The following is a 2,109-nucleotide window of genomic DNA, read 5'->3' as shown; positions in this document are numbered from 1 at the left end:
GGTCGCCCGTGCGGCCGTGCGCCCGTGCGGCCATGCGCCCGTGCGGCCATACGCCCGTGCGCCCCTGCGGCCATGCGCCCGTGCGGTCGATCCGACCCTGTTCGTCATGTGACGCCCGAGTCGGCCCCGAGTTGGCCGACTCGTGACGATCGCCAGGGTTCGCCCCGTCCGACTCCCGTCCCGGGTGCGCCCTTTCGTCCCGCTCGCGCGCGGTTCGCGGCGGTTCGGTGCCGGCTCCGCGCGGGATTCGACAGGGTCCTTGCGAAAACGTTATGGACCACCCCGTGGTGGTCCGCGGAGTGCGTGAGCGCCTGCGCGTGTTCCGGCCGTGACGCCGGAACTCCCTTGTGTGCGTGGAATGCTGGCGTCCGATCGCGCTCCGTGAGTGCCCCGCCCCGGGCCGCGCGCCGGTCCGCCACGACGTGCGGATCGGTCCCGGTGCGCCCCGTTCGGCGAATCGACCTCATCTGACCCCTTGCGCCGTCATGTGATCGATGCCATCGTACGCACCATGTTATCGGTGCCACCGTAACAACGCCGGATCAACGAAGATCCAAATCCGGCACTGCGGTGGCGCGGCGCGCGGTGACCGGACCCTCGATGGGGGCCCACCGCGCCCGCTCTGCCACTCGCAGTCAGGTGGGCAGTTGTCCACGGGAAGGACCCCCCAAATGAGGAAGTCGCTCGCCTTCGCGGGCACCGCTGTGACGGTGCTCGGGCTGCTCGCCACCGGATGTTCGGGAGGCGGGGACAGCGCGGACTCCGGCAAGACGACCCTCAAGGTCGCCGCCCTCGAAGGCGGCTACGGCCGGGACATGTACGCCCAGGTCATCAAGGCCTACGAGGCGACCCACCCCGACGTGGACGTCCAGCTCCAGATCTCGAAGAGCATCGAGGACGAGATCACCCCGAACATGAAGGCCGGCAAGTACCCGGACGTCGTGGTGCTCGGGCAGGGCCGCAAGGCCGCCCTCACCGAGACCCTGGTCAAGGACAAGGCCGTCGAGGACCTCACCCCGGTCCTCAAGACGAAGGTTCCCGGCGAGGACAAGACGGTCGGCGACAAGCTCACCGAGGGCATCGTCGGCAACCTGAACACCAACCCGTACGGCACGGACAAGACGTACCTGATGCCGATGTACTACGCGCCGACCGGGCTGTTCTACAACCAGGGCCTGTTCGAGAAGAACGGCTGGAAGACCCCGGCCACCTGGGACGAGATGTTCGCGCTCGGCGACAAGGCGAAGAAGGCGGGCATACCCCTCTTCACCTACCCGACCGCCGGTTACCTCGACTCGTACTTCTTCGCGCTGCTCGCCGACGTCGGCGGGGAGCAGTTCTACACCGACGTCATGACCTACAAGAAGGACATCTGGAAGTCGGCGAACGCCAAGAAGGCGCTCGACATCACGACCAAGCTGCTCAGCTACGCCGCGCCCACCACCGTCGGCTACGCCAACGAGCAGGACTTCACCAAGAACCAGCAGTCGATCCTGGACAACAAGGCGCTGTTCATGCCGAACGGCACCTGGATCACCGGTGAGATGGCGGACGCCCCGCGTGCCGACGGCTTCACCTGGGGCCTGACCCCGCTGCCGGCCGTCACGGCGGGCGCCAAGCGCTACCTGACGACCTCGGTCGAGTCGGTCTGGGTCCCCAGCGCCGCCCAGCACAAGGACGCGGCGAAGGACTTCGTCGCCTACCTGTACTCCGACGAGGCGGCGAAGATCTTCGCCAAGTCGAACGCGATCCAGCCGATCCAGGGCATCGCCGACAGCCTGACCGGTGAGAGCGCCTCGTTCTACAAGCTCTACGAGGACCCGTCGGTCTCCGCGCTCGTCGGCGGCTTCGCGAGCACCTCGCCGGTCGAGGGCGTCGACATCAAGGCCACGCTCTTCGACACCGCCAACAGCATCATCAGCGGCGACACCACCGAAGCCAAGTGGCAGTCCGCGCTGAACGAGGCCAGCGAGAAGCTGCGCCAGGCGGGCAACTGACGTGCCCGGCGGCGACCCGGCCCCCCCCGGTCGCCCCCGGCGCCGCCCACAACCGACAGATCCGCTCCGGCCATCGCAACAGCACACCACAGAACACCACACAAACGTCACT

At 67.9% G+C, this 2,109-nt stretch carries 1 protein-coding gene; it reads left to right on the top strand.

Annotated elements, in window-relative coordinates; translation table 11 throughout:
* Window positions 1–671 precede the first annotated feature (671 nt).
* Complete coding sequence (locus ACWD3D_RS36395) at window positions 672–1,997, top strand: carbohydrate ABC transporter substrate-binding protein (protein ID WP_451464937.1); 1,326 nt, start codon at window positions 672–674, stop codon at window positions 1,995–1,997.
* The last annotated feature ends 112 nt before the right edge of the window (window positions 1,998–2,109 follow it).

Source organism: Streptomyces sp. NPDC002690 (assembly GCF_053592415.1).
The sequence above is the reverse complement of the archived record's forward strand: the minus strand, read 5'-3'. Positions and strand labels throughout refer to the sequence as shown.